Raw genomic sequence first — 26149 nt, forward strand, 5'->3', positions numbered from 1 at the left:
ATGCTCCTATCTTTTTAAAATATCTTCTATATGATGTACCACATAAGGGTAAGTAAGTGTTGCTCTTTGAATTACAACCACAGGAATGTCTAAACTTTTGCAAGCTTCTATTTTTTCTAAAAAGCCTCCCTCTTGGCCGCTTTCTTTTGTAATGACTAAATCTATCTCATACGCGCTGTACGTAGCTTCATTCATAACCTTACTAAAAGGACCTTTCATTGCTACTATTTGATCTGCATTAAACCCAATATTTTCACACATTTTAAGGACATCACTGGTTGGCAATACTCTTGCTATTAAAGTTTTATTAGTTAATTTCTTCCAAAATGACTCTAAATTTTTACTGCCCGTACTTAGAAAAATACGATTCCCTATTGATAATGCCGCCTCACAAGCTTCTTGAATACTTTGTACAACGTAAAGCTTATCATAGCTTACCTTTTCTAGAAGAGATTCCCTCTCATAGCGCACATAATATGTATCAGTCTTCTTGGCTACCTCAATTGCTGTTTTAGAAACTTCTATGGCATAGGGATGCGTTGCGTCAATAATGGTATGAACGTTATCTTTTAAGATTAAATGACTCATACTTTGCAAATCTAGAGCTCCCACTAGGACATTAGACGTAGATTGAAGTGCTAGTGTTTTACCATATTCTGTTGTGACAGTTACCTTATAGTTTACACCCATCTTATTCAAATAGTCGCAGATTAAAAGGCTGTCAGAGGTACCTCCTAAAACTAAAATCATACTTCATACCCTCTTGGCGTAATCATATAATCGTTATGAATAAAAGTAGACTTATTGCCAATAATCACTATGGTTGTCATATCCACACTTTCGTAATCCATATTTTGATACGTAACAATTGTTTTTGACTCTTCTGGTCTTCCGACATCTTTTAAAATACCTACTGGTGTATCTGGTCCTTTAAACTCTGCCATGATACGAAAAGCTTTTTCCAGGTGTCCGCTTCTGCCTTTACTCCTTGGATTATAAAGACAGATTACAAAATCCGCTTCTGCCGCAAGTCTTAATCTTTTTTCAATGACATCCCAAGGTGTCAAAAGATCACTTAAGCTAATATGGCAAAAGTCATGCATAATAGGTGCCCCAAGCAGGCTTGCCCCTCCTATACTGGCTGTAATACCAGGTATAACCTTTACAGGAATATCTTCATTTTCTTTTGTAACAAGTTCTAAAACTAGACCTGCCATTCCATAGATCCCACTATCTCCACTGCTGATCACTGCGACTTTTTTACCTTGTTTAGCGCACTCTACTGCGAGTTTACATCTATCTATTTCTTGACGCATGCCATTTTTTATAACTTCTTTATCAGCTATAAATGCTTCTATCAAGTTGATATACGTTTTATAACCGACAATAACCTCAGCTTCTTCTAATGCCGAGATAGCCTGCAGTGTCATTGTTTCTTTTGCTCCTGGCCCTATTCCTATTACGTAGATCATAATTTTATCCTCCCTATTGCAAAAGTGATTCCTTGATATTTATGCTTTTTGATCCATAAGTTACCCCCGCTTAATAGATAAGCTACGGGCTCTGCTACACTATATACGCCGATATTTTTCTTAACAAACTCTGACTTTTCAAAAAGATGCTCTATCTTTTCTATTTCTGCTCGAGATACAATTTCAAAAGGCAACTCTAATTTCTCGGCTAACTTAATAATAGCCTTCTCATGGGCTTTAACATCTATACTGGCTAAACACTTAATAGCATGTGTATCTATATTATAGTGTTCTAAGAAGTGATTAACGCTATCTTCTAGCAGCTGCTTGTTTGTATCTTTTCTGCAGCCAATCCCAATGACTAAATTTCTTGGAATAAGCTTGATAATCTTATCTGATGGAGAGTCTATCCTCTTTTTATGGGTAATATAGATAACTTTTTCGAGTGCTTCTAGGTTTTCTAAGCTGTCTAGTAATGTGAATCCTCTTGTGTCAAGCCGATAGTCTTCTTCTTGATACAACCCAATTTTCCCCTCGTGTACCAGCCTATAGTTAATGTCTTTAACAGTTTCTCTAAAATGCTCTATATAGCCATCTATACTTTTTGCTATATTATCTAAAGCAGCCTTACTGTTCACATCTGTAGAAGTTGTAATAACTGGATTAGCATCTAGGAGGCTGCTGAGTTTATGCGTCATTTGATTGGCGCCTCCTATATGTCCGCTTAAAAGGCTGATCACATTTTTTGCCTCTTCATCTATTACAAGTATCGCTGGGTCTTTAAATTTATCTTGCAAATAGGGTGCTATCATACGTACCACGATCCCTGTTGCCATAATGAAAATAAGTGTATCATATTGCTTAAAAAGTTCACCTGTCATCTCACTTAAGGACGGGCTAATTTCAATAGTTCCTTTTTCGCAAAGCTTAGAAGTTGTATAGATATCTCCAGCACCTAGTTTTAATTTAATAACTTTAGCCAGTTCCTTCGCCTTTTTAGTAACGGTGATTAAAGCTATTTTAGAGTCTGTATTCATGGACAAAATCCTTATCATAAAGCTTAGAGTTGTTATACTCACTGCCTAGAAATTTTCCTACCATAATAAGCGCAGTTTTCTGGATATCATTTGCTTTAACTTTGCTCTCAATATCTTTTAAGGTTCCCTTAACGATTTTTTCATCTTTCCACGTCGCTTTATAGACTACCGCAATATCTGTATCTTCCGGATAACCGCCTTCTGTAAGCTGATCAACCACCTTCCCTATCATTTGTACAGATAAAAAGATAACCATAGAAGTTTGGTGCTGGGCAAAGGCTTGTAAAGATTCTTTAGGGGGCACCGGCGTTCTGCCTTCTGCTCTTGTAATAATAACACTTTGTGAAATCTCCGGCACCGTATATTCAACTCCCAGTGCTGATGCTGCGCCTAAAAAGGAGCTTACACCCGGGGTACAGTCATACTCGATTTGCAATTTATGAAGTTCTTCTACTTGTTCTCTAATGGAGCCATAAATTGAAAAATCTCCCGTTTGGAGCCTTACAACTTTTTTATTTTCATCAATTCCTTTTTTCATCACTCGAATAATTTCACCAAGATCCATACTGGCACTGTCATGAATCTCACAGCCTTCTTTGCAGTATTCGAGAAGCTCTTTATTAACAAGTGACCCTGCATAAATCACAACATCAGCTTCACTTAGCTGCTTATATCCTTTTAAAGTAATAAGCTCTTTATCTCCAGGTCCTGCCCCAACAAAATGTATTTTATTCATAGTTTTTACGCTCCTTATTACAAGATAATAGATAAATGGGATTGAAGGGTTTAAAATATTCACCCTTACCTAACGTTTGAAGCTTACATATACTCAGCATCGTCGCTTCAACATTTACAAAGGGACTTTCTTTTAGTAAATGCAAAGCTTCATAAAAATTATCTAAGAGTAAGAAGTTCGCAACTAAGCTTCCCCCTTCATTTAATAAGTCGTAGCTCCATTCAATAATTTCTTTAAGACTGCCATCACTGCCTCCTATAAAAATAGCATCTGCCTTTCCAGGTAATTCTATAGGGGCACGACCTTGTATCACTTTTATATTTTTTAGTTCAAATTTCTCTTTATTATTTTGAATAAGCCTGATCGCTTCATCGTAATGCTCTATCGCTATCACTTCCAGCTGATCGTAAGTAGCTGCTGCTTCTATGCTGATACTTCCAGTTCCAGCTCCAACATCTAAAAATCTCTTCTTATTTTTAAGTTCAAGCTTATTAAGAGCTATCGCTCTTACCTCTTCTTTTGTTATAGGGACTGCTCCAGTAATAAAATCACTATTTTTCATCTAAAATCACCACAACATTTCTATCAAACTTGATTTCATCTGTTAGTTCTTCGGGCTTAAAAGGGGTAATCTTTTCATTAGAATAAGTAAGATTTTCCCCTACTATCACTACTTTTTTTAGATTTCTTCTGAGGATTTCCTGAGCTATCTGACTTGGTCCTACTAAATGATCTGTTACCATAGCTACCTTAGGATATGAGAGCACTCTATCAAAGTCTGGCTTCTTTCCATGACTGCTTGTAATATACAAATCATTCATATCAAGCGGTATTCTAGAAAACATATATTGAACGGCACTTATGCCTGGTACAATATTAAGCTGAGTATGTGGGATGCGCTCAGATAAATACTTGCCAATGCCATAGATCAGAGGATCTCCGCTTGCGAGCAGAGCTATCTTTTTATCAGTATTAGCCTTAAGATATATGACCAATTCTTCAAGATTTGAACCCATTTCTAATTTCAAACCTTTAAAATCTTTGATACTCTCTAGATTTCTTTTGGCCCCTATCACTATCTCTGCCCCGTTTATAATCTGTGCACCAGCCTGAGTAAGATAATCCTGATCTCCTGGCCCAATGCCTATAACATAAATCATCTTAACACCTCCTTCAGCTTATCTGCTTGTTCTGACTGTCCTAATAGCTTGCCATCAAGAGAAAATAGAATAACTTCTGTCTGAATCTGTTCTTCTCTAAGGTGAAGATCTACACGCTTTTTACATTTAGTTGCGATAATAGTATACAAGTCCTCATAACCATTAGTATCTATAATATCCATAGCTTCTTCTGTTGTTAAACAGATACTTACTTTTTGCAGCACTTCAAGAGGTGCGCCCATCAGGGCTAAATTTGCAACTAAAATTTCACTTCTTGCATCTGCTATATGGCTATGGGTATTAAATATGCCTGCAGCAAGCTTAACATATTTTCCTAAGTGTCCTATTAAGAGAATATCCTTGTAACCTATGCGCTTAGCCTCGTCCAGCATATACCCGATAAAGTTACTCGTTCTGACAATGTATCTGGGACTCAGCCCCAGCACTTCTTTAGCAAATCTTTCTCCGTGATTTCCACTTACTAAAATAACTTTGTTAATGCCCTGCTGCTTTTTCATTTCTAGTTCCAAAGAAAGCGACTTTTTCCATCCATCATCTGACATGGGTTCTACTATGCCAGTTGTACCTATGATGGAGATGCCCCCAACTATACCTAAGCGAGGATTAAAAGTTTTTTTTGCTATTTCTTCGCCATCTGGCACCTCTATCGTAATATCTGCCCCTTGCTGATCTCCTAAAATCTTGGCCACTTCTTTTAAAATCATGTCTCTAGGGGTTTTATTGATAGCTGGTCCTCCGACTTCTAGGCCCAGACCTTTTTGAGTAACTACCCCCACTCCAGTTCCTCCAAATATTCTAAGCTCTCCTAATTGATTAAGCTTAACTGTTGCATAGATGTATGCCTGATGGGTCGCATCTATATCATCTCCGCCATCTTTTTGAATCGCGCAGGTTACATAGTCCTCTCCGATTGTTACGTTTTCAACCTTTAACTTAAGCGTAATGCCTTTTGGTGTATCTATTTCAATCGTCTCAACTTTATTTTGAGTTATCAGTATTTTGGCAGCTGCTCTTGCTGCTCCTGCTGCACAAGAGCCTGTTGTATAACCTCTTCTATACTTTTTACCGCTTATATAAACGAACTCTTCCATAGTCATTTCCTATAGGGCATAAAGTACAGCATTGATAATAGCCGCTGCTAGATTACTGCCGCCTTTTCTGCCTTGTGATAAAATATAAGGAATATTTGTTTGTGCTAGGGTTTCTTTTGATTCAGCAGCACCAACAAATCCAACTGGAACCCCTACAATAGCTGCTGGCAGCAGTTCCCCCTTTTGTGTAAGCTCTATAATTTTATAAAGAGCTGTAGGCGCATTACCAATAACAAATATTTTTTCTCCTGGCTCTTTAGCCGCTATCTCTACAGCAGCCATAGATCTTGTCATCTCTTTTTCTTTTGCAAGTTTTACGACACTTTCCTCACTTATATAACATGCGCTCTTGCACCCAAAGGCTTTAAGCTTTGTTTTATTAATCCCGCTCAGTGCCATCTGAGTATCAGTATACAAGGTTGCGCCATTTTTTATAGCTTCACTAATAGCATTTACTGCCTGCTCTGATATTTTAAGAATATCTAGGTACTCAAAATCAGCGGTTGTATGAATGGCTCTTTTAATGATTTTTTCTTCTATTTCACTCTTAAATACATAGCTAGGTCTTATCTCATCAATAATGCCTTGAATAATCTCAAAGCTATTTTGTTCAATAAGGGCTGGGTTCTTAATATACGCCATCTATCCATTCCTCCTGTCTGTTTGTAAATCTTCTGTATCGTTTAAAAAATGGTTCAATGCACTCAAATTACTATAAAAATGAAGATGCAGATAAGTGGCAAGCGTGTTACCTTTGCTATATCCGCCTGACCACTGGGCAACTATTTTACCATCCCTTTCTTTAGTCATTATATAAACTTCTTTTTCATCTGTTTGAAACTCAGAATGATGAAACTCATGTCCTTTTATCTTTGTGCCCACCTTAGAGAGAATGGTGTCAAGCTGAGCTTCTCCTTCACAATAGCCAAACCTTTTAAGTCCCTTGGTCATAATACTCTGCCCTTTAAATATCCCTACCATTTCAAAAAGTTCACCTTCTAAAGTCTTAAGTCTTTCTCCAAGGTACATAAGTCCTCCGCATTCTGCGTAAATAGGAATACCCCTATGATGCGCCTCTTTGAGTGCACTTCTCATACTTTTATTCTGCTCCAATTTTTTTGCAAAAACTTCTGGGAAGCCCCCTCCTATATAGATATAATCACACACTGGCAGCTCATTATCTTCTAGTGGACTAAACTTTTTAATACTGAGGCCTATCTCTTCTAAAAGTTCCAAATTATCTTCATAGTAGAAATTAAATGCCTTATCATAAGCTAAAGCCAGGACTTTACCTTTTATTCTTGGAAGTGTTGGTTTAAAATGCGTGGTAACATCTTCGCTTTCACAAAGCTCCAGCATACGGTCTATATCAATGTATTTCGTAATTTCTTCTCCTAAATGTGTAAGCTTCTCTTCAAGTTCTTCCATCTCCTGACTAGGTACAAGTCCTAAATGCCTTGATGGTAATGCAAAATCAGGATTAGGCGGAAAATAGCCAAGTACCTCTACTCCTGTATATTTCTCAACCGCATCCTTAACGAGCTTAAAATGTGAGGGTGTCTTAACATTATTAGCTATTACCCCTTTTAGATTAACCCCTGGGTCCAGCATCTTATAGCCTAATACCATAGCTGCGCCAGAGGCTGCCATGGCTTTAGCATCTATCACTAATATTACCGGCAGTTTAAGGAGTTTAGAAATGTAGGAACTGCTGCAGCAGTTAATATCTATGCCATACCCATCATAGAGCCCCATAACCCCTTCTACAATAGCTACATCCGCATCTTTGGAAGTTTTATTGAAGAGGTATTTAAGCATGTCATCTTGTAGCATATAGCCATCCAGATTTCTGGAGGCGCTTCCTGTTATATGGGTATGATAAGCTGTATCTATATAATCAGGACCTACTTTAAAAGGTTGTACTTTAAGACCTTTGCCTTTGAGTGCTTTCATAATCCCCAGCGTTAAGGTTGTTTTTCCGACACCGCTATTCGTACCTGCAATTAATAGTTTTTTCATTTTGATCACCTTTATAGCTTAAATAGCCCTTCGTCTTTTAATTTGCTAATCAATAAGTCATTATTTTTTGGTGTTTTTATTGCTATTCTTATAAAATATTTATCTAATCCTTTAAAATTAGAAGCATCTCTAATGAGTAAGTTATACCGTACAAAAAGTCTTTGTTTAAGTTCCTCTGCTGTAATTCCTTTAAGCTCAAGAAGTATAAAATTTGCGTCTGTCGGGTAGGTTCTAAAAAAGCTGCTCTCATTTAATGCTGCTAACATCCGTTCTCTTTCTTTTTTGAAGTAGGACTTTGTCGTATGAATATAATGCTCTGCTTCAAAAATATGATTTGCTAAGACCTCCGCAAAACAATTAATGGTCCATGGTTCTTTATACATAGCCATTTCTTTTAAAAGATACTGATTGGATGTGATGCCATACCCAAGCCTAACCCCTGGAAGCCCAAAAAACTTCGTTGCAGCCTTGATAATAATGAGGTTTGAATGATCCTGAATAAGCTTTAACAAACTATACTTTGCTTCATCCTCTACAAATTCTATAAAGGTTTCATCCACTATCAACTGTTTATTATAGCTAGTGAGCAGATCTAAGAGTGCTTGTATATCTTGTACTTTACCCGTTGGGTTATTGGGATTACAGATGAAAAGGCTTTCAAAATCATCTATTCTCTTTTGTATGACTTCAAGGTCCAGCGTGAAGGTGTTTTGTTTATGTAAATAAAAATCTATGATTTTTATTCCGTTTAATCTAGCACTTCTTTCATATTCTGAGAAAGTTGGATTAATAATAGCGAGTGGCCCTTTGATACACTTCATAAGGAGATACATAATCTCTGTAGCGCCATTTCCCGGAATAATATACGCTGGGGAACAGCCTAAGTACTGTGCAATATTCTTTTTCAACTGTGTATAATGAATATCAGGATAGTTATAACTTTTACTTAAGCCCTCTAAAATATAAGTTTCTAAATTTTCTACTGTATAAGGATTAATATTTGCACTAAAATCTAAGATATCCTTGGGATCTTTATGGTATTTAGCTGCCATATCATCCACATTGGCACCGTGTCCTAGGTTAATCAAGGGTGGTCACCTCCTTTGCTCAGGTATAATCGCCTTACCTTTAGCGAGTTTATTGATAGTAGTATTTCTAATATTAAGTATTTAGTAATAAGTCCGCTCGGAGGGGGTGGGAGGACTTTTGTTGCTCCACGCCTACCCATCAGACTGTCTGAAAACTACATTCATAATTCTTTCTTGGTCCGCAGGGGAATTTTAGGGTTCTCCAGTTACTCACTTGCGTATTTCTAAAAATCTAAGCACTTTCTTCAAATGAACGGTCGAAACTCGCTACGCTCAGACAGTCTCCCTAAGAACCATTTGAATAAACTGCTAAGATTTTCTTAACGAAATACTCCAGAGGCAACTTCCGAGCCCTAAAATCTCCCTCTGCTAGCCTTTGGAATATTTAGGCTTGAAATAGTTTTAGGACAGTCTGCCACAGCCAACCCGAGTCGCCCCAAAAGTCCTTCCACCTCCTCCGAGCTAGTCACTGGTAAATCTGGGGGAAATAGGGTATATTGATAGAGCTATTTCATAATGAAATGGTATAAATGTCAATATGACTAGACTTATTTAGCTACTCATAACTTCCGACTACTTTACTTCACCTATATTCTATAGCATGCTTTATTCTGAGACAGTTGATTTTGTATGGTTTCAAATCCTATAGCTCACCTTAATTTGTTTTTTATTTATAAGCTTATCTCTAATAGCGCATAGCGAGGTAGGCCGGAGATGTTTTTTGGTCTGATCTCGGGTATGGCGGTGGGTAGGCGGGAAAGACAAAAAATATCTCCGGCCTGCCAAGCGGACCTACTATCAAGACTTCAATTATAAAGACACCCCATTTGTAAGCTTAAACGATCAGACTAATCAAGTAATAGCCTAATGAAAACACTACGAGTGCAACCAGTGATGTCCCATACATCAACTTATTAGTCCTAAGAATATCCTCATTTTCTATGGCTCTTCGGGCGTCTCCTATAGTCGGTTTATGCATCACTTCTCCAAAGTAAGTATTGGTGCCTCCGAGCTGCACCCCGAGTGCCCCTGCTACTGAGCCTTCTGGGTAGGCACAGTTAGGGCTTTTATGATTTTTCCTGTCTCTTATGGCTATTTTAATAGAGGCCCTGGCATCTAATCCTAAAAGAAAACTTGCCAGCATCATTAAAATTGAAGTTATTCTTGCAGGTATAAAATTCGCTACGTCATCCATTTTAGCTGATACAAAACCTATATCTTTATACTTCTCATTTTTATAACCTACCATTGAATCCAGTGTGTTAATCGCCTTATAGGCAAATGCTAAAGGTGCCCCTCCAATAAAAGCGTATAATAAAGGAGCTATAATGCCATCTACCGTATTTTCTGCTACTGTTTCTACAGTTGCTCTTATAATTTCTTTTTCGCTGAGTTCGGTAGTATCACGGCCTACTATAAAGGACAGTTGCATTCTTGATGCCTCTAGACTTCCAGTGCAAAGTGTCTGATATATTTTTACTGCCTCATCTTTTAAACATTTGGTAGCAAGCGTTGTGTAGATTAAGAGTGTGTTTGTCGTAATATATATGAGAGGCTGCCCCTGACTCACTTTAACAATCCCATACACCATAAAATAAGTGGTTCCTACTACAACAAGCCAAAGGATTCCTCCACCTATTTTTAGGGATAATCCTTTTTTCATATGTTTTCTTACTTGTTTTTCTACTAACCTTGTAAGCTTGCCTATAAATCTTACAGGATGCGGAAATGCATAGGGATCGCCGAATACCAAATCCAGTATGTACGCCAAAATAATGATGAGTAAGTGCATCTGAAGGAAGGTCATCTTTATCACCCTCTTATCATTTTATAAATAGCTTCCATATCAACATTTTCTCTTACGATTTGTGCTATTTTATCATACTCTTTGTCTTTAAATGCTTTAAAAGAAGTAACTTCACTGACTTTGCTCTCCAAGCCTTTTTGAGTTCTTATATAATTAAGCAAGCTTCTTGTAAAATCTAACTCATCAAAGATCCCATGAAGATACGTTCCCATAACATTGCCTTCTTGATTCATGCAGCCTTCTAATAACTGAACTTTCTTACCTAGCTTCTCTTTAATCGTTAAGATAGGTTTCACTCCATTTCCAAGGGTACTGATACCCATATGAATTTCATACCCACTTACCTTTTTACCTGCTAGGTTTTGTAAATATCCTGGTAAGTCTTTATTAACAGTCCCTTCAACTTGAGTAGTTACTTTTTCGGCTTCAAATACTGTTTCTATATCTAACAGACCTAGTCCTTCTATTTCATTAATACCACATTCTATGCCACTAGGATCACATAGCTTTTTACCTAATATCTGATACCCCCCACAGATTCCAAAAATCAATTTTCCTTTTTGACTAAGCGCTGTAATTTGCCTTGCTAGTCCACTTTCTTTAAGATAAAGCAGATCTTCGATAGTATTTTTACTGCCTGGAATAATGAGAATATCTGGATTGCCGATAGACTTTCCTCGGGTAATATATTTGATACTGACATCTTCTTGGGTCTCAAAGATGTTTAAATCTGTGAAGTTTGATATATGAGGGAGACATACCACTTCTATCTCGATATCCTTTTGTTTATGATTTTGGTGGTTAAACCGCGTTGTTAAGCTGTCTTCGTCTTCAATATTGACATGCATGTATGGAATAACCCCTAAAACTGGTATCTTAATAATATCTTCTAACATTTTAATGCCCGGTTCTAATATTTTAATATCCCCTCTGAACTTATTGATAATAACCCCTTTTACGCGTTTTTTCTCTTCTTCGCTAAGCAGCATAATCGTCCCTGCAAGTGCTGCAAAAACTCCGCCTTTATCGATATCTCCGATTAAGATAACAGGTGAATCTGCAAGCTCTGCCATCCCCATATTTACAATATCTTTGTCTCGTAGATTAATCTCAGCTGGGCTGCCTGCCCCTTCTATCACTACCACATCATTGTCATGGCTTATAGTTTCATAAACTTCCTTAATCATTTCTGCAAGCTGAGGTTTAAATTCATGGTACTCTACGGCGCTCATATTGCCATATACCTTGCCATTTATAACAACTTGACAATGTTTATCCGCATGAGGCTTTAAAAGCACTGGGTTCATTTTAACATTGGGCTGTATCCCTGCTGCTTCTGCTTGAAAGACCTGTGCTCTTCCCATTTCCAGACCTTCATCTGTTATATAGGAATTAAGTGCCATATTTTGAGATTTAAAAGGAATAACTTTAAGTCCATCTTGGTAAAATATTCTGCAAAAAGCTGCCACAATAAAGCTTTTTCCTGCATTTGATGCTGTTCCCTGAAACATAATTGGTTTTCCCATGCTTAGTCCTCCTAACCTTACATTTTATTACAATGTATCAGCAAAATAAAAAAAGCCCCCAAAAGGAGCTTATACATATAATACTGGTGTATTATCGTATTACCGCCTTTCCCTCCGAAAGCGTAACATTCCATTTTAGGCAGGTCTCCTGGCTAACAAATCATCCAACTTATTCACCTTCCCATACTTTAATGTACAGTGGCTAATGAATATAGTACTTTATATTCATGAATAAATTGTCCTTGTTTACAGTAGCGGGGGCTGCAGCGTTTTTCGCATTTCCCTATTAAGCATAAGTTTATTAAACTTGATGCACCTAAAACTTTAGAATATCAACTTTATTTAATTAGACTCATTTTTATTATAATGATATATCTAAAATACATTTTTATATAGAATTATATTATTATTTATATAAAATTATTATTTATATAAATATAATTTTATATAAAGCTATAGAGAAACAACATATAAACTTGACCTATTCATCACTATAAAGTTATTTCTCAGAATGATTTCACACCACATATTATTGTGAATAACTAAAATTTAAAGATGTGAGATCTATATTATTAATATAGCACTATTATTACATAATTTACAAGTTAATGTCTCTATTAAGCAAAATTTTAATGACAGGCTGCTTAATAGAGTATTAGTATTACGTTTGTACCAGTAATTTTATGGTATTTTATTGCCTTCTTTTTAATATAAATATTGAATGAACATTATTTCTTTTTTATAAATAAGGAGGTATGCTATGCAACTCAAAGGTTTAAAGATTGGTTTTGGTTTTACCGGTTCTTATTGTGTATTTGACCAGGTGTTTCCACAGCTGCAGAATCTAGTAGATGCCGGTGCTGAGGTAGTTCCTGTTGTTTCTTATCAAGTAGCTGTTACTGATTCGCGCTATGGTACTGCCAAAGACTTTTTAAAACGCATGAAAGATATTACTGGCAAAGAAGCTATTCAAACAATGTCTGATGCTGAAACTCTTAATAAATATGAAAAGCCCTTAGATATTTTCGTTATTGCGCCTTGTACCGGGAATAGTCTGTCAAAACTTGCTGATGGTGCAACAGATACCCCAGTCCTTATGATGGCCAAAGAACTTTTTAGAAACAATAAGCCAGTCTTATTAGGCATCGCCACCAACGATGGACTTAGTATTAGCGCTAAAAGCATTGCAGCTTTACTTAACACTAAACATATTTACTTTGTTCCTTTTGGACAGGATAATGTTAAGGATAAACCCAATTCTTTAGTCTCTGTATTTCCATTAATGATCCCAAGTGTTTTACAGGCATTAAACAAGGAGCAGCTTCAGCCAATCCTTGAAAAGTTTTAATACAATCAACATAATATAAAAAAAGTACCCCCTACAGTAATTTTCTATCTCAGATTGACTGTAAGGGGCACTTTTATCTATTGATATGTAAAACTATTTTTAAGTTAGCTTGATCCTTTTAATTCCTTATATCTTTTAGGTGATAATCCAGTATACTTTTTAAATACCCGTGAGAAGTAACTTTGATCTTCAAAACCTGCTAAATACGCAACATCCGCCAAAGAAGTTTCATCAGCAGCAAGAAGCTTTTTAGCGCCCTCTATTCTTATTTGATTAAGATAAGTCGCAAAATTAATACCTGACTCTTCTTTAAAGATTTTGCTGAAGTAATTTGGGCTTACATGTACAGCACTAGCAACTTCTTCTAGTGTAATCTTATTCATGTAATTTTGCTTAATATATTGGATCGCCCTTTTAATTGAGTCACCATGCCTGCTGTTTCTATAAACAAACACAGCATCCACAAATCGAATCAATATTTGATTCAGACAGAAATATAAATCATCTATGGTATCTACTTCTAAGACTTGTTTAATATACTGTCCATTAAGACCAAAGATCTCTTTTGTACTTACTCCACCTTCAACAGCACCTCTCGATAATAAAACAATCAGCTCTACAAGTCTTGTTCGTATGGTATCTAAATCTGCTACGGCAATTACAAATAAATCGCCAAGAATACTATTTAGGAGTTCTCTTGCTTTTTCTATATCACAATCTCTAATGGCTGCTATCAAAAGCTTTTCTTTTTCTATTGAATATGTTCTAGGTGTGTCGTTTGTACTGACATTTTCACTTAATAAATATTCATGAATTTTTATCTGTTGTTTTTGTACATCATTTCTTATTTTTACATTAAGCTTACCTATATCTGTAGACGCCTGGTTTGCAACGAGTTCTATCATATTCGAAAGTGCAGTTACTTTATAAGGCTCAATTGCATCAATATCATCTAACGCTTTTAAAAGTGTCTGTATTTCATTCGTACTAATTTTATATTTAATAGCTATCTCTTCAAACAGATATTCATACTTGTCCGATATTAAAATGGGACCGCAGAAAAAGGCTCTTTTTTTGCCATCTTCTTGATGAATAGGCATAATGATATGTACAAGTCCTATATCACAGTAATAGATGTATGCCAGTCCAAATCTTTGGGCCTGCTCATAAGCATGCATAGTAAGCTCTTTACAAGAATAATCTTGTTTAAGCAGCTTATGCAGTGTACAACAAAGCTGATTGCTGCATTGTACCGGTTCGTAAGCACTGCTGGTTTCCAGCTCTATATACTTGCATTTTATATTGGTACATACTTCAAATGTTTTTGCCATATTAGCCATATCTTCAGAATTCATATTATGCATAAATCACCTATATCCTTAAGTTTTATAACTATAAAATGACATATCCTACTTAATTACTTATATTATACTCTTTTTTTGCATTTACATTCAACCTGTATTTCGTTCCTCTTTTATAGGCATGCTTAAAACCTCCCTAAAACTTATACCCGTTTCTTAGGAGGCTTTATATTATTTCATACGGTATTTAGGATTAGGCTGAGCCGGTGCAAAACATTCTATCTTGAAATCTTGCAGTACCGCATGATATTGTTGTCTCACTTCATCTACTACCCGCTCTATTGTGGTTTTAAGATATTGTGGTTTGGAACTTACTCTTGCATTAATAATAAGATTAAACTGACTTTGCATCTTTTCCATCTTTTTATTAAAATCCGGCTCCTCATCTATGCTGACTAGACTTACTTTGAGGTAGTCTTCTTGAGCTATAGCATAAAGCTTTAAATGTGCCACCTCACTGTGAGTTATCCTAAACTCTTTTTGACATTTTTCTATAATAGCAAGCATCATCCCAGATACATCTATGGCTTCTTCAAGTGTTACATAACAAGCTGCATTAAGCCATCCAAGATAAGCCTCTGCTAAACCATAGACATCATAATCTATATCTAAAGTATTCATTTGATCCATGTGCTCATCAATCAGCAAATTAGCTAAATAATCAAGTCCAAGCTTATCTTTTGCACTAATAGGAATAACTTCAGCAGCCGTATATTTTTGCTTAATATAACTTATAATCTTCTCTACTTCTATTTCATTAAGTAAGTCAATTTTATTTAAAAGAATAACATTGGCTTCTTCTAATTGTTTAGTAAATAGATAGTTAATTTCATTTGGAAAAAGGCTGTTTTCTTCCTCCATCATGACCCTTTTTATACGTTTAGGATCAACTACTACAGATAAAGGCGAATAAGAAAAAGTACTAACATAATTCTCCAAAAAAACTTCTTCATTAATAAGAGGTTTAAAAATGGTGGCTATAAGGTCTGTGCAACTTCCTACAGGCTCAGCAAGTATAATATCTGGAAAATTGACTTTTGCTAATTGATCTACCTTTTCAGTAAACACATCAAAGTTACAGCAAAAGCAGCCTCCTTCTACTTCCATTACAGAAAATCCTGCGCTTTTTAAGAATTCTGTATCAACTAGATCACTGCCTTGATCATTTGTGACGATACCTACTTTTAATCCAAGCTCTCTGTACCTCTTTGCAAGGTTTAATATGAGGGTGGTTTTGCCTGCTCCTAAAAAGCCTCCGATAATAGCCAGTTTAATCATCTTGACTCCTCCTCTATAAGCTGTTTCAAATATCTTTTATTTGGAAGCGATCCCGCACTTATTTGCTCATCCTGAATAAGAATGATAGGCATTTTTTCTACTTCTATGCCCTTTATGCCTTTTAATTCATTAATATGGTGCATTTCTATAATGGTAAAAGTTACTTCTGGCATCTGGTGCGCTAGCTCTTTAAACATTTCCTTAATAAGGTTTGTTATAATAATACATGCACTGCAAGGTTCATCTAATGTCACCAGTTTCACTTCTACCATAGATTTTACACTCCTTTTGCTTCTACTATTTCTTTTAATTGTGCCACAAGTTCTTCTTTGCTTGGAATAATACTTACATGTTTAATTTGTCCATCAATGCAAATGGTGGGTATATTAGATACGCCTAATTTTACCATTGTGATGACAGCTTCTTTATCTTTCACCTTATGTTCTTTATAAACAACTTTACCCTCAAAACCTTCGCTTGCTTTACGAACAGCTTCCATCATGTATTGGCATGGAGCACAGCTTTCTGAGTCAAGTGTGATAACATCTATCCTAACATGGTCAAGACTTGGATAATCTGGAAGTGCCGCATCTACACCGTCAAGTACATTAACATCTTCTAAAAACTCTGCTATTTCGCCGTGAACCAATGAAGAAATGGCTTTGATGTTATCTACTGGTGTTGAAAACGGCATATCACAGCCTGGTGCTAAAATATAACCTTTTGTACCACCTACTGCCATACAGTTTTGGGCATCCTTGATACAGTCTGTTACAGTCCCAAATAAAAGTGACAGCGTCAGTTTAACATTGCCTCCAAAAGATACGCCATATTTGCCTGCAACTTCTTTCACATAATCAAGTGGGATATTTTCATCTATTGAAATATTATTTGGTTTACACTTGCACATTTCTTCTACATTCTTCTTCGCATCTCCGCATACAAAGAAAGATGAAAGTTTACCTTGCGCCCTGATAGCCTCAAATACGCTTGTTGCATAAGGTGCTACAAATTCTGCAAAACTGTCTGGTGAAATTTGCGAAGTCATAGGATCTACAATAGCTACTATATCTACCCCTGCATCCATATACATTTGAGCTGTAGCAATACATACCTTCTCACAAAAAGCCATGACACTATGCATGTAATCTGGGTCATCCATCATATCAAAAAATATCTCTGTACCTCTTAGATGAAGGGCTAGTGTATAGGGCCCTGTAATGAGACCATATAATGCAATTTTATCTCCAAGTGCCTCACAAATCCTTTTTGTTGCTTCCATAACAATTGGAAACCTGCCGTCTTTTTCAGTTGGTACTTTTAAATCTTCTAGTTTAACCCCATCAACTAATGGATGTGTTGCAACAGAAGGCGGATTATTCTCTGCATATTTAAGTCCACAGCCTAAAGCTTCTGCCTCTACTTGAAGATCAAAAAGGACTGGAAGTCCATCTGGCCTGTAGTCCTCGTAAGCCTTTGTTACGCCATTAAAAATATGTTCACTGCTCTTAAAATACTCTTCTGCATTAACCCCTATAAGACTTGCTGCATGACATCCTACAAATGGTACCCAGGGTGCTCTTTCGGTTTGTTCATTTCTTATGGCATCTAAAACTAATTTTTTAGCATTCATATCCCAACCTCCAGCATTTTTGATTTTATTATATAACACCAGCAGGATTTTATATTTTAAGAACTTATGTTTTTTATTATTTTTTTATTGCTTCACGCTTAGTAAATAGACATTCACAAATAACATTCTTTTAATCAATAAATGGCGTTTAATATTAAAACTTAACTTTTTAAGACTTGCCTCCTCACTTTTAGGATTATTTAGCTATTATTAAAATGCTACATCATAAGATATTTACATATTTCCTATCAATACTAAAGTATGATCTTTAATAGGCATCACAGTTTCCTCTAAACTATAGGTCCCATCTACATATTGAAAAAGATAGTTCTTTTCCTCTATATTTATAAAACCTTTACATCTTAATATAGCTTTAGCTTCTAAATCCTTGATAAGTATCTCAAATGCCTCTCTGCTATAGTTTTTTTCTGCTTGAAGGGTCTCGGTTGTAAATTGATGAGGGATAATCTCATGTTTTTGGTAAATAATAGCGGAAGTCACTCTGATCTTTCGGGAGGAAAATTTTTTAGTGGACTGCATTTTATTTACAATTTGTTCTAATTCATCCATCCCTAGATCTTCCCACGGCTTCATAATAATAGGAGCCTTGCTGTTAAATATTCTAATCTCATTTTTTAGAACCTTTCTATCTCCTTGCTCTGAAATCTTACTGACAACGATTACATGCGCCTGTTTAATCTGTACACCGAGTAAGGCATTATATTTATGACGATAACGCATAAAATGCATACTGTCTACGACTGTAATAATCTGATTCAGCTTAAACATTTGAAAGTCTATGGTGTTAAAAACACTCAGCATCTCATCTATAACAAAAATACCAGATGGTTCTATGATCACCCTGTCTGGTTTGATATGATCTCTTATCTCTTGCAGACTAAGTTCTAAATTGCCCTTTAAAGTGCAGCACAAGCATCCGCTTGTCATCTCATAGACCCCTATATTTTCATCTTCAAACAGATACTTATCAATATTTACGCTGCCATATTCATTCTCTATAATAACAATCTTCTCACCTCTTTTTTTATAAACCGTAATTAATTTATTGATAAGTGTTGTCTTACCTGCTCCTAAAAATCCGCATATTATATCGACAAGCATAGCTCTCTCTCCTTTGTTTATAAGTCTATAAAATCCCTCAGACAGAAAATACTGAGGGATTTTATATTTATTAAAAGATATAACTACAGATCATATTTTTTAGGATCAAATTTAACTGGATCACACTCATCTTTCATCTCTTCAATAAATGCAGCTTCATCATTTATAATCCCTGCCACTTGCTCTCCCAGCGTATCTAATATACTGAGCTCTCTTTCTTCGATAAGGACTTTACCAGCTTTGTGAGCATCTTTAAGTGTTTGTATCGTTACTTCTGCTGCTTTTTTAACTCTATTGAAATGTCCGTCAACACTAAGAATTTCTTTTGATAAGTCCATAACTACATCTGGTCTTAAAACATAAGCTTGAGGATCATAATAACTATCAGAGTCTACGAGTAAGTCTCTCATAAGAAGCCTTGTAGCGTCGCCTCTCTTAGTAGCTTCATTCATCAGCCTGCAATCATAGACAAGCTGCTCAAAAGAAACAGTTGGTGCCATTCCTCCTAGAAGCTTGATATTTTGTATTGCTTCATTACTCCAAAGGTCTGCCATAGCTGCCGCTATATTACCGACTGGTGAAAGGTGTGCACAGGCTGCTGTTTTACCTTCCATTGAGATAGGTGTTCCTGTAATTGCTTTTACATATACACCTTCATAACCACAGTCCTTATGCGGCCCTCTTGCCCCTTCTTCATAAGCAACAAGCGATCTTACAGCGGTCATAACCCTAATAACTGCTGCGTAAGATTTTGTTACAAACTTACGGTCTGCAAGCACCATCGCTGTATTTGCAAAACCGCATGCTGTATCTCCAGCCGTTACTGCACCTGTTTTCCTGGCGATATCGTCAATTGCTCTCCAAAGTTTTTTCATATCTTTGCAGCCAAGGACTCCTAGTGCAAAAACAGCTTGTCGCATATCAGCAAACATCGTTGCATCATCATGAACTTCTTTGCCCCCGATAGACTCAATCGCTAAGAGCTCTGCTCCAGCTTTTGCAGCCCCTTCAAATAGTGTCATAATATTATCCCAATTTTGCCCGCTCCACATATGCGTGGTGGCTCTGTCTTCTCTAATATCAACAGGTGTAATTCTCACAGCACCTTTTATGCCATACTTATTTTCATAATGATACATGATGTCTCTAACTACCTTGGTTACTTCAATCCCCCACTGCGGATTAAAAGTCATTGGCGGTAATACTTCTATTTCTGCTACAAATTCTGGTACATATAAATCTACTGCTCTTTTACAGATATCTTCCATAAGACCTCTGTATTGTTCTAAAACTTGCGGCATGGTATCCTGTGTAATACTCATCGTCGGAAGTGTAAAGTTAATTTCCGGAATGACGTTTCCCCCACCGATTGATAAACCGTTTTTAAGTATGACTGGTTTTTTTGATAAACCATATACAAGCTCGTCTGCTGATTGATATGCTAGATTTTTAAATACCATTATTATCTCTCCCTTTTATTTAAATTAAATTTTAATTTTAAAAAGTACGTACGCTGTTTGTTTGTAGTTACAGTATACTTAAAAGAGAGATAAATAGATTTTAATTTAATCCTTTTATTTGAAAGATTTACGTGACTTAAGCTGCCTTACTTTTAGTAAAATAGAATAACTTCACCCTCTATTTATTAGTGGTATTTACTATAAATTCTTTGCTCATTATTTGAGAGAAATCGTTTTTATGACTTTTTATTCTTTTTTTGCAAATAGCTATACTTCTTATTTCCATATCCCTATATAATTCTTTTTCTCAATAGACGCTTCTTCAAAAGTTGCCATCGTATATAACGTATGAAGGGCCATATCCATCAACTGAAAGGTCAATGTACAGCCTGTTCCTTCTCCGAGTCTCATATCAACATAAAAGTAAGGTTTTAACCCCAAAGCATCCATTGCAATACGCATGCCTGTTTCCTGTGACATATGAGATGGGAACATATAATGTACACACTTAGGCTCTATTCGGCAGGCACAAAGTGCTGCAACAGCAGAGATAAATCCATCTATCACTACTGCTTTTTTATTTCTTGCAGCTCCAATAAATACACCGCATAGTCCTGCTAAATCAAAACCGCCTACTTTTGCCAGGACATCTATGATATCCTCTTTCTCAGGATTATTTTTATCAATTGCTCTGCTGATGGCATTTACCTTTCTATTAAAGGTATCTTCTTTTACACCTGCTCCTTGGCCAACAACATTTTTTATCTCCTCACCAGTAAGTACACTCAGTACTGCTGCTGATGTAGTCGTGTTGCCTATTCCCATCTCCCCTGTTCCAAATACTTCATAGCCTTCACCAACCAACGCTTCAACAGCTTCTATGCCAATATTAATGGCCTTTATCGCCTCATCTTTGGTCATAGCTGGCTCATTACACATATTGGAGGTACTCTCTCTAATCTTTTTATTATGTACAAGAGGCGAATTGATTTCTCCCTTTACCCCTATATCCACTATGTAAATATCAGACTTTGAAAAACTTGTCATCCTGTTAATCCCGGTTATCCCTCTTGTAAAATTATAGGTAACTTGCTGGGTTACATCTTGTGGACATTCACTTACACCCTCATCATATACCCCGTTATCTGCACACATAATTACAACTACCTTTTTATTGATATTGATCTTTTGAGTGCATTGTATACCGGCAAGCTTTATCACTATTTCTTCTAGCTGCCCTAGAGCTCCTACAGGCTTTGTGAGATTATCAATATATTTTTCTGTTTCTGTTTGAATCACTGTATCCGTAAGTTGTATCCCTTTTGCATATTCTAAAACATTATACATTTATAACGCCTCCTAAAAATCTTAATGCACTCTATTTAAACAATACAGCACTCATATAAGATACTGTATTTGGTCCGTTATTATAAGGTATACCGCTTGTATTTGCAAGTGCAGTTACATCTATGCCATAGCCTTCTATCGGTGCAATCAGTTGATCTGGAAATCTGCAAGGCTGGTTTTCTAAGTAAGTACATTTCTCACAGTATTCGCATCCTCCTGCACTTAATGCCATCTTATCTATTTCAGGATATATTTCTTTAATTCTGTTAAAAATTTTTTCCAGAACTTTTTTATGTTCCTTTTTAGATTCCAGCATCCCCTCAAAATCAAAAGAGTCTTCTAATTGATAAACCGTCTGTATCACTAAAGCTTTGGCATATTCCTCTGCTCTTATTTTAACTTCTTCTAGTTCTCCTATCCCCGGAGGACATGCCCAATTTGTGCCGTATTTCCCACACACATTACTTTTACACATATCTCTTAGTTCTTGTCTAAACACTATTTTCTCTACATCAATCACTGCAACGCGATCAGCTTTTAATACCGAACATTCTTGTTTTAACAATTCAAAGTCAATGTTCATCTTAAACACCTCTTTCTAATCTAGATCCTGACTGTGTCTTATATAAGACTGCCTATATTTTTTAGGCGAAATATCCATAAGCTTCTTAAATACTTTAGTAAAATAACTTTGATCCGTAAATCCTGATTTAATCGCTATTTCTTCCAGTGTCATATCCTCATGCATTAACATCTTTTTGCTGTTTTCAATCCTAATTAAATTAAGGTAGTGGGTAAATGTCTTTCCCATACTTTCTTTAAAGATTTTACTTAAATAATTAGGTGTAACTTTAGCAATCCCTGCAACATCTTCTAATGTTATCTTATTCATATAGTTTTCTTTAATATACATACAAGCTTTATGAATAATATCTGCATATTTTATCTCTCTGTTTTTAAATAATAGATCCATAAATCTCTCAAGCATCGGTGTAAGCCACAGGTAAAGTTCCTCGATGGTATTAATTTCAAAAATTTCTTTCATACAAATACCATTGAGCCAAAATACCTCTACATAGTTTACGCCTCCGGCCAAAGCACCTTTAGACAGGATCACAACGAGCTCAAGTATTCTTGTAATAAGAATATCTGTATCTTCTCCGCCGCTTGCAAAGAGTTCTACTAGTATTTCATTTAATATTTGCTTAGTTTCTTCTATATTTAAATCCTCTATGGCACTTAAAAGATATTTTTCCTTATCAATAGAGTACTTTATATTGCTTATGCTCAGGTTTTCTTTAATTCTATTAATAGATTGGTACAACTCTTCTTGCTGCTTATTAACAAGTGTTTGATGGTCTATGGATTTTACATATTCTATATCGCTGACACTTTTTGAAACTAAAAGAAGCATTTCTGAAAGTGCTGTAACCCTCTGAGGTTTTATTTGCTGTATAGACTCAAGGTAAATATAAAGATCATGGGCTTCCTTTAGCGGAATATCATTTTTGGCAACTAACTCCTCAAAAAGATATTCTTGTTTATCTGTTATAAGCACAGGGCCCCCATACACAGCTCCTTGTATTCTTCCCTCGCTGATAATAGGTGCAATCCAATGGCAAAAACCAATAGGACAATAATAAACATAACATTCTCCAAGTCTTGCAGCTTGCTCACAGTAATACTTTTTAATATTCATACAAGGCAGCTTCTTGCCTGTTAATCTCTTAAACTCCTCACAAAACTTTGTATTACAAGGAATATTTTCAGCATTATCTTTAAACATAATATAATGACTTGTAACTTCTGTAGCTTCGTGATAACGCATAATACTTAACTTAACTTTTGCTTCGTCCACTTTGATTTTGCCTCCTGCTCTAAGTCCTATATACTTATTATATACTTAGAATAAGGTTAGTCTATAAAAATATATGAATAAAGAGTGCGCTCAACATTTTGAGGGCACTCTTAAAAATAGAAGTTTCATAACTTTTTTATTAAGCTACTACAAACTCTTTTGCAACTTCTGCACATGTTGCAGCATCGGGTGTAAAGGCATCTGCACCAATCTCATCTGCATAAGATTGTGTTACTGGGGCGCCTCCTATCATAACTTTGATTTGATCTCTGAGTCCTGCTTCTTTTAATGCATCAATCACAACTTTTTGTTCACCCATAGTGGTTGTAAGCAGTGCTGATAAAGCTACAATTTCTGGATTATGTGTTTTAACAGCTTCCACTACTTTTTCTGCTGAAATATCGATGCCTAGGTCAATGACTTCCAAGCCTTTACCTTCTAACATCATTTTCACTAAGTTTTTACCAATATCATGGAGGTCACCTTTTACAGTACATAGCACAACTTTACCAATCGCTTTTACGCCCATATCCACAAGTTTAGGTTTAAGAATTTCAGCACCTGCATTCATTGCTCTGGCAGCGATAAGTACTTCTGGTACATAAACTTCATTTCTTTTAAATTTACCACCAATAATATCCATCCCTGCAAGCAAGCCTTCATTAAGAATAACATCTGCTGCAATACCCTCTTCTAGTGCTTTGTTAATAAGTTCTTTAACGTCTTTTAATCTACCTTTTTGTAAGCTTTCAGAAATTTGAAGTGTAATACTCATTATCCTAATCCCTCCATAATATATGTATTTTTATTTTTTATTAAAAACTCATAGACTCCATATAGTAATCCATGAACTTTACACTGTTTGATAGTTCTACATACCTGCACTGCTCTTTTATTTGATGTGCTGCATCTAAATGCTTCTTATTTAAAAGAACTTTAATAGCACCCATCCCCGCAGAGTTACCAATACTCTCAATCTTATCTTCTAGGGCTCTTGGCAATAAGCCTATTCTAAGCGCACTTTCTTTGTTCATATAACTTCCAAATCCGCCTGCAACATATACTTTATCAATTTGCTCTATACGTATACCACTTTCATAGATCATTGTATCTATGCCTGCCCTTATTGAACCTTTTGCCAATTGAATTTCTCTAATATCTTTTTGTGTAATATAAATTTTTGTATCATCTTGCTTTTGGGCTATTTCAAGAGCACTCATTTCTTCTACTTCTACTAAATCGTCCCCTTCTAAATAACCTGTTTCATCTATGTAACCTTGATTCAACATATAGGCTATCCCATCAATAAGGCCTGATCCACATATACCAATAGGTGGTTCGTCATTTATTGTGGCATAAGATACTTTACTTCCCCCGTTAAATATCTTATTAATGGCCCCAAAAACCCCCCCTACTCCATAAGCAATATTTGCTCCTTCAAAAGCAGGTCCTGCTGCCGTAGCACAACATGTAATCTGCCCGTGGTTAACTAATGCTATTTCTCCATTAGTACCAATATCTATAAGCAGTACGCAAGTATCTTTCTTGTTCATCTCGGTTGCAATCATGCCACTTACAATGTCAGCTCCTACATAAGCTGCTATACTGGGCAAAATCAGTGCCTGACAATGGCTAGGCACATCTAGATCCAAGTCCAAAGCACTTGTATAAATAGATTCTGTAAAAATTGGAGTAAACGGTGCAGTCCCTATATCCTTAGGGTTTGCCCCTATAAACAAGTGCATCATCACTGTATTGCCGACTATGATAAGTTCATCCAGCTGATCTTTATTGAGGTTATTTTTATTGAGTAAACTTTTTATCATACTATTGATCTGACTGGTAACCACTTTGTGAAGTGCCTCTAACCCTTTTGTTTCATGCGCATACTTAATACGTGCAATAACATCAAAACCAAAGTTTTTTTGATAATTAATTTCTGATATAACATCTTTATATTCACCAGTTGAAAGGCTATATAAATAACTTACAATAGTAGTTGTCCCAATATCTATAGCAATACCATAACCTTCTTCTAGTTTTTCTGTAATACCTATTATCTTATTGTCATCATGAATAACAATAACTTTATCTGCCTGTTCCAAAATAAAATACGATAATTTTTTAACAACTTCTACACTTATTTTATTAGCCCCTATCTTCTTTTTTAAAGTAGTAGCATAATCTTCTTTTGCATCATGCTTTAATGTATTTATAGCTATACAGGTTCTTTTAATAATTGGATCTATATCAGTCATTTCATAGTTGTTTTCCGCAATCTGATATCTATTGTATCTAAGTTCAATAGTAATATCCTCTGTTACCTGTAGCATACAAGCCAAATGCATGCCTAGTTTTATTTCTTCTTTATTAAAAACACGCTTTTCTTCTGGCGTATGAGCTATATCATTTTTAATTTGAACCTTGCATTTTTTGCAAGTCCTATTGCCTCCACAAGGGGCGTGATACTCATGTTCATGAACAAGTACATTATGAAGTAATTCTCCATTTTCAGCATCTAATATTTTTATAAGTTTATTATGCTCATCAACTATTCTCACCTGATGTTCCATGACATTCCCCCTTATTTATTTTCATTCTATACTATTTTTCCTATACCCTCTATGAATTTATTATTCTTTTTTGTACTTTATTACCACACATGCAGAAAGCTTTTTTCTATTTTAGTAATCACTTTATAAATATAAATAAGTATAGGAAAATGAAATTCATTTTTATATAGTGTTATATTAAAATCTCATAAATTTTTGTAATATAAAACAAA

Annotated in this window: 24 protein-coding genes and 1 riboswitch; of the genes, 1 reads left to right on the forward strand and 23 read right to left on the reverse strand. The window is 35.7% G+C overall.

Going from position 1 to position 26149, the window contains the following annotated elements:
- Positions 1-6 precede the first annotated feature (6 nt).
- The 12 genes from cobK to BN3326_RS19395 all read right to left on the reverse strand — a co-directional run bounded on the left by cobK (position 7) and on the right by BN3326_RS19395 (position 11957).
- Complete coding sequence (gene cobK, locus BN3326_RS19340; protein ID WP_070000897.1) at positions 7-750, reverse strand: precorrin-6A reductase; 744 nt, start codon at positions 748-750, stop codon at positions 7-9.
- A complete protein-coding gene (gene cobJ / locus BN3326_RS19345; RefSeq protein WP_070000898.1) occupies positions 747-1472 on the reverse strand; it encodes a precorrin-3B C(17)-methyltransferase in 726 nt (241 codons plus the stop codon). The genes cobK and cobJ overlap by 4 nt, the downstream gene beginning before the upstream one ends.
- The gene (gene cbiG / locus BN3326_RS19350) at positions 1469-2527 is read right to left on the reverse strand and encodes a cobalt-precorrin 5A hydrolase (RefSeq protein WP_242876037.1); all 1059 of its coding nucleotides are present in this window, start codon (positions 2525-2527) and stop codon (positions 1469-1471) included. Before cbiG ends, cobJ begins: the two co-directional genes overlap by 4 nt.
- Positions 2493-3245 carry a cobalt-precorrin-4 methyltransferase gene (locus tag BN3326_RS19355; protein ID WP_070000900.1) on the reverse strand — a complete coding sequence of 251 codons (753 nt, stop codon included), beginning with the start codon at positions 3243-3245 and terminating at the stop codon, positions 2493-2495. The genes cbiG and BN3326_RS19355 overlap by 35 nt, the downstream gene beginning before the upstream one ends.
- Positions 3238-3807: a decarboxylating cobalt-precorrin-6B (C(15))-methyltransferase gene (locus BN3326_RS19360; protein ID WP_070000901.1), complete on the reverse strand. Its 570-nt coding sequence runs from the start codon at positions 3805-3807 to the stop codon at positions 3238-3240. Before BN3326_RS19360 ends, BN3326_RS19355 begins: the two co-directional genes overlap by 8 nt.
- Positions 3797-4405, reverse strand: coding sequence for a cobalt-precorrin-7 (C(5))-methyltransferase (locus tag BN3326_RS19365; RefSeq protein ID WP_070000902.1), 609 nt, complete (start codon positions 4403-4405; stop codon positions 3797-3799). The genes BN3326_RS19360 and BN3326_RS19365 overlap by 11 nt, the downstream gene beginning before the upstream one ends.
- Entirely contained in the window at positions 4402-5523 is a 1122-nt protein-coding gene (gene cbiD, locus BN3326_RS19370) for a cobalt-precorrin-5B (C(1))-methyltransferase CbiD (protein WP_330389794.1), read from the reverse strand. Before cbiD ends, BN3326_RS19365 begins: the two co-directional genes overlap by 4 nt.
- Positions 5524-5526: 3 nt before the next feature.
- Positions 5527-6159, reverse strand: coding sequence for a cobalt-precorrin-8 methylmutase (locus BN3326_RS19375; protein ID WP_070000904.1), 633 nt, complete (start codon positions 6157-6159; stop codon positions 5527-5529).
- Entirely contained in the window at positions 6160-7536 is a 1377-nt protein-coding gene (locus BN3326_RS19380) for a cobyrinic acid a,c-diamide synthase CobB (protein WP_070000905.1), read from the reverse strand.
- 11 nt (positions 7537-7547) lie between these two features.
- Positions 7548-8624 (reverse strand): pyridoxal phosphate-dependent aminotransferase, encoded by a 1077-nt coding sequence (locus BN3326_RS19385; RefSeq protein ID WP_083258968.1) that lies wholly within the window; start codon positions 8622-8624, stop codon positions 7548-7550.
- Between the two features lie 835 nt (positions 8625-9459).
- Positions 9460-10416, reverse strand: a complete 957-nt coding sequence (gene cbiB, locus BN3326_RS19390; RefSeq protein ID WP_070001202.1) for an adenosylcobinamide-phosphate synthase CbiB — start codon at positions 10414-10416, stop codon at positions 9460-9462.
- Between the two features lie 20 nt (positions 10417-10436).
- Positions 10437-11957, reverse strand: a complete 1521-nt coding sequence (locus BN3326_RS19395; RefSeq protein ID WP_070000906.1) for a cobyric acid synthase — start codon at positions 11955-11957, stop codon at positions 10437-10439.
- A 121-nt stretch (positions 11958-12078) separates the two neighbouring features.
- Positions 12079-12292, reverse strand: a riboswitch (cobalamin riboswitch).
- 425 nt (positions 12293-12717) lie between these two features.
- Between BN3326_RS19395 and BN3326_RS19400 the strand changes: the two genes are divergently transcribed.
- A complete protein-coding gene (locus BN3326_RS19400) occupies positions 12718-13305 on the forward strand; it encodes a dipicolinate synthase subunit B (RefSeq protein ID WP_070000907.1) in 588 nt (195 codons plus the stop codon).
- 104 nt (positions 13306-13409) lie between these two features.
- Here BN3326_RS19400 and BN3326_RS19405 read toward each other — a convergent pair whose 3' ends face one another.
- The 11 genes from BN3326_RS19405 to BN3326_RS19455 form a co-directional block, all read right to left on the reverse strand.
- Positions 13410-14669, reverse strand: a complete 1260-nt coding sequence (locus tag BN3326_RS19405; protein ID WP_070000908.1) for a helix-turn-helix domain-containing protein — start codon at positions 14667-14669, stop codon at positions 13410-13412.
- A 168-nt stretch (positions 14670-14837) separates the two neighbouring features.
- Complete coding sequence (locus BN3326_RS19410) at positions 14838-15944, reverse strand: GTP-binding protein (protein ID WP_070000909.1); 1107 nt, start codon at positions 15942-15944, stop codon at positions 14838-14840.
- Positions 15941-16216, reverse strand: a complete 276-nt coding sequence (locus tag BN3326_RS19415; protein WP_070000910.1) for a thioredoxin family protein — start codon at positions 16214-16216, stop codon at positions 15941-15943. The genes BN3326_RS19410 and BN3326_RS19415 overlap by 4 nt, the downstream gene beginning before the upstream one ends.
- A 5-nt stretch (positions 16217-16221) precedes the next feature.
- The gene (locus BN3326_RS19420; protein WP_070000911.1) at positions 16222-17577 is read right to left on the reverse strand and encodes a uroporphyrinogen decarboxylase family protein; all 1356 of its coding nucleotides are present in this window, start codon (positions 17575-17577) and stop codon (positions 16222-16224) included.
- A gap of 234 nt (positions 17578-17811) precedes the next feature.
- Positions 17812-18699: a CobW family GTP-binding protein gene (locus tag BN3326_RS19425; protein WP_070000912.1), complete on the reverse strand. Its 888-nt coding sequence runs from the start codon at positions 18697-18699 to the stop codon at positions 17812-17814.
- A gap of 83 nt (positions 18700-18782) precedes the next feature.
- The gene (locus BN3326_RS19430; protein ID WP_070000913.1) at positions 18783-20159 is read right to left on the reverse strand and encodes a methyltransferase MtaB domain-containing protein; all 1377 of its coding nucleotides are present in this window, start codon (positions 20157-20159) and stop codon (positions 18783-18785) included.
- 276 nt (positions 20160-20435) lie between these two features.
- Positions 20436-21506, reverse strand: a complete 1071-nt coding sequence (cobT, locus tag BN3326_RS19435) for a nicotinate-nucleotide--dimethylbenzimidazole phosphoribosyltransferase (RefSeq protein ID WP_070000914.1) — start codon at positions 21504-21506, stop codon at positions 20436-20438.
- Positions 21507-21537: 31 nt separating this feature from the next.
- Positions 21538-22089, reverse strand: coding sequence for a DUF2284 domain-containing protein (locus BN3326_RS19440; protein WP_070000915.1), 552 nt, complete (start codon positions 22087-22089; stop codon positions 21538-21540).
- 15 nt (positions 22090-22104) lie between these two features.
- A complete protein-coding gene (locus BN3326_RS19445) occupies positions 22105-23364 on the reverse strand; it encodes a helix-turn-helix domain-containing protein (RefSeq protein ID WP_070000916.1) in 1260 nt (419 codons plus the stop codon).
- A gap of 139 nt (positions 23365-23503) precedes the next feature.
- Positions 23504-24139, reverse strand: coding sequence for a corrinoid protein (locus BN3326_RS19450; RefSeq protein ID WP_070000917.1), 636 nt, complete (start codon positions 24137-24139; stop codon positions 23504-23506).
- Between the two features lie 40 nt (positions 24140-24179).
- Positions 24180-25937, reverse strand: a complete 1758-nt coding sequence (locus BN3326_RS19455; RefSeq protein ID WP_083258969.1) for an ASKHA domain-containing protein — start codon at positions 25935-25937, stop codon at positions 24180-24182.
- Between the last annotated feature and the right edge of the window lie 212 nt (positions 25938-26149).

Source organism: Cellulosilyticum sp. I15G10I2, assembly GCF_900095725.1.
GTDB lineage: Bacteria > Bacillota > Clostridia > Lachnospirales > Cellulosilyticaceae > FMMP01.